Annotated in this window: 2 protein-coding genes; one reads left to right on the top strand and one right to left on the bottom strand. The window is 57.5% G+C overall.

The features are described from left to right. Window positions 1–139 precede the first annotated feature (139 nt). Entirely contained in the window at window positions 140–1,363 is a 1,224-nt protein-coding gene (locus NW820_RS03525) for a glycosyltransferase (protein ID WP_414406692.1), read from the top strand. Between the two features lie 111 nt (window positions 1,364–1,474). Here NW820_RS03525 and NW820_RS03530 read toward each other — a convergent pair whose 3' ends face one another. Continuing rightward, the gene (locus NW820_RS03530) at window positions 1,475–3,220 is read right to left on the bottom strand and encodes a peptidoglycan D,D-transpeptidase FtsI family protein (RefSeq protein WP_414406693.1); all 1,746 of its coding nucleotides are present in this window, start codon (window positions 3,218–3,220) and stop codon (window positions 1,475–1,477) included. Window positions 3,221–3,446: the final 226 nt, after the last annotated feature.

Genomic DNA, 3,446 nt, shown 5'->3' on the forward strand with positions numbered 1-3,446 from the left:
GAGAAAGGTCTAGCCCTGCGGCTCATCGATCAGTACGATAGGGGATCGTTCTGTGGACCCAATGTGAACCAAGGCAGTCCTAGGATTTGCAGCCCTAGGGGGAGGATTTTTGTTTTATTGTTTTTGGATGGCCTGCTGAATGCTTCATGGAGCTCCTACTTCCTCTGCCGATCCCAAAGCTTCTGCAGCTCCTTTTCAGATTCCACCTCTGTCTCAGTCCAGCCCTGTCCAACTGTCGCTGGTCATTCCCACCTACAACGAAGCCTCCAGTATCTGCAGCCTGATCCGGCAGTTGTGTGCCCACCTAGACACGATTCTGCCTGGAAGCTATGAGTTGATTGTGGTGGATGACAATAGCCCCGATTACACTGCCAAAGTGGCCCAAGGATTGCAAAAAGAATTCCCTCAACTGCAAGTCATTTGTCGCCACCACGAACGAGGCCTGGCCACTGCCGTGCTGCGGGGATGGCAAGCTGCCCGCGGCGAGGTGTTGGGGGTTATGGATGGGGATTTGCAGCATCCGCCGGAGATTGTCCTCAAATTGTGGCCGCTCATCCAGAAAGGGGCAGATTTGGTGGTGGGCAGCCGCTATGCACCATCGGGAGGGGTGAGCCACTGGAGCCTGGGCCGGCGCATTGTCTCCCGCGGGGCCCAATGGATTGGGCTGGTTCTGCTGCCGGGAGTTTTCAGCCGTGTTTCCGATCCGTTGAGCGGACTGTTTCTGGTCAGACGCCAAGCCATTGCCGGGATCCCGCTCAACCCCAAGGGTTACAAGCTGCTGATCGAGGTGCTGGCGCGGGGCCGGGTGAAAACCATTGCTGAAGTCGGCTACATCTTTCAGGAGCGCCAAAACGGGGAGAGCAAAATCCAACTGCAAACTTGTCTCCAATATCTCCACCACCTGATGGTGCTGCGCTTTTCGCTAGGGCAGGTGGGATCCTTTTTGCGCTTCAGCACGGTTGGCCTATCCGGCACCTTGGTGGACATGGCTTTGCTCTATGTTTTGCACGATCCCACCAACTTAGGATGGGATCTCATAACCAGTAAGCTGGTTGCTTCGGAGGTGGCCATTCTCAATAACTTCCTCTGGAACGACCTGTGGACTTTTCGCCATGTGACCCGCTTGCAGCCGGGGCCCTGGAATCGCCTGAAGCGGTTGGCGAAGTTTAACGTTATCTGCTTAATTGGCTTGGTTCTCAACACTTCACTGGTGACCTTGCTGAGCGAGCGCTTGGGCATTCATTATCTATTGGCCAACTTAATTGCCATCGGTATTGTTGTATTCTGGAACTTCTACCTCAACTCCAAGCTGAGCTGGAGGAGTGCAGAGGTTAAGTCGGACTCTGTGGGTGGCCAGTCTTGAGTATGGCTTTTTCCAGGAAGAGCCAATCCGGAGGTATGGGCATTTCGCTCATTTCCTCACTGTCTGGGCCCCCTTTGGCATCCACCTTCGCCCCTTGTTCCTATGGCTGCGCTAAGTAGAGTTGGGGCGGATCCCCTCTAGGGCGATGATCTCCTGGATCACCGAGCGAACAACGGGAGCAGCCGTCGTCGAGCCGAAGGCATCTTCCCCCTGGGGCTCGTCGATCACCGCCAAGATCACGTAATTCGGGCGAATGGCCGGGAAGTAGCCCACAAAACTGGTGATGCGCTTGCCGGGCAAATAGCCCCCCCGTGGCCCGGCTTTCTGGGCAGTGCCGGTTTTGCCGCCGATCTCATACCCCTCGATCTTGGCCGATTGCCCCGTGCCAAAGTCCACCACATCCCGCATTTGGATACGCACTGCCAGCGTGGCTTGCTCGGATAGTACCCGCACCGGCTGCGGCTGCGGGGATCCCCAAACCAGAGTATCCGTATCCTTTTCCACCAAGCCTCGCACCACATGGGGCTGCACTTTCAGTCCGCCGTTGGCAATGATGCAATGCATGGCAGCCAACTGTAGAGGAGTGAGGGCCAGCCCCTGGCCGAAAGCGACAGTGGCCCGCTCCACCGGCACCGTAACAAACTGTCGCAGCGGTTTCAAACGGCTGGCCGGCTCAAAGGGCAAATCCACGCCACTGCGCTCGTTGAACCCCAGCCGCACCAAGGCATTGTAGTACTGGCGGGGATCCAGCTTGCGCATCAGGTGTACCATACCCACATTGCTGGATTGCCGCAGGATATCCGTGACGCTCATCCAGCCATGGGCCCCTCGCTGGTGGTAGTCGTAATTTTGAATGGGCCACTGACCGATGAGAATCCGACCCTCGTCATAGACCCGCTCATCTGCCCTGAAGGCTCCAGCATCCAACCCAATGGCAATGTTGATGGGCTTGAAGGTGGATCCCGGCTCATACAAATCCGTTACGGCCCAGTTGCGAAAAAGACCGGGGTCATACTCAAAGTAGCGGTTGGGGTCATAGGTGGGCTCGCTCACCAGAGCCAAAATCTCTCCCGTGTGGGGCTGCAATATGATCACCGTGCCCCGCAGGGCTCGAAACCGTTGCAGTTGCACTTTCAGGGCAGCGCGGGCAGCTCTTTGCAGACGCATGTCTAGGGTAAGTTGCAGCACCGTCTCGCCAGATTGCAGCAGCCCTTCCGGTACCTCTGCAGCCAACAGTCGTCCGTAGCCATCGCGAGGAATGGTAACAGGCTGAACAGTACGCTCCAGCAGCTCTTGCCGGGAATATTCCACTCCCGCTTGGCCCTGATGATCCAGATCCACATAGCCCACCACCTCGGCGGCCATCTCTTTTTGGGGGTAAACGCGTTGCCGCTCGCTCACCAGCTCCAGGCCATCCAGATGCAGAGCCTGAATTTGATCCGCCACCTCCTGGGATACCCAGCGCTCCACCCGCACTGCCTGATTGGCCGATAGCCGCTGCGCCAGTTGCTCTACTGGACGCCGCAACAGGGGAGCAAGAGCGGTGGCAATTTCCTCTGGAGTGCGTTTGCCAAAGAGGCGGGGATGGGCCCAGAGAGTATAGACGGGGCGATCTACGGCCAGCAATTCTGCCTGCTGCTTGGCAATAGAATGACGATCCACAATTGAGCGACGAGGAATGAAAGGTCTTAGCTGGGCTCGCTGCTGGGCTTCGGCTCGCTGCTGCAATAGGGGTGCCTGTTGATGTTGCAAATAAACCAGACGTGCTCCTGTTACAAATAGGGCGATGATCAAAGCCAGTCCGGTCATGCCGGCGCGAAAGTCAAGCTGGCGGGCCGTCGGGATCCGCTCCCCCAAGAGCCATCCCAGCGCTGTTCCCCACTGCCTAGAGCTTCGCGGTGAAGGGATCCAAGAACCTCTGCGTCGGCGCCGTTGAGCAAGTTGCCGGCCATTTTGCCTTGTCTCCAGAGATTTCGGCACAGGCCGCCCTACCCTAGCCCTAGGTCTGCCTTCCATTGCAATCCTCACATGGGCACCACCGCTAGTTTGACCCTCATCCCTCTGTTATGCCACCCCACAGCTT

Source organism: Synechococcus sp. R55.7, assembly GCF_047461955.1.
Lineage (GTDB): Bacteria > Cyanobacteriota > Cyanobacteriia > Thermostichales > Thermostichaceae > Thermostichus.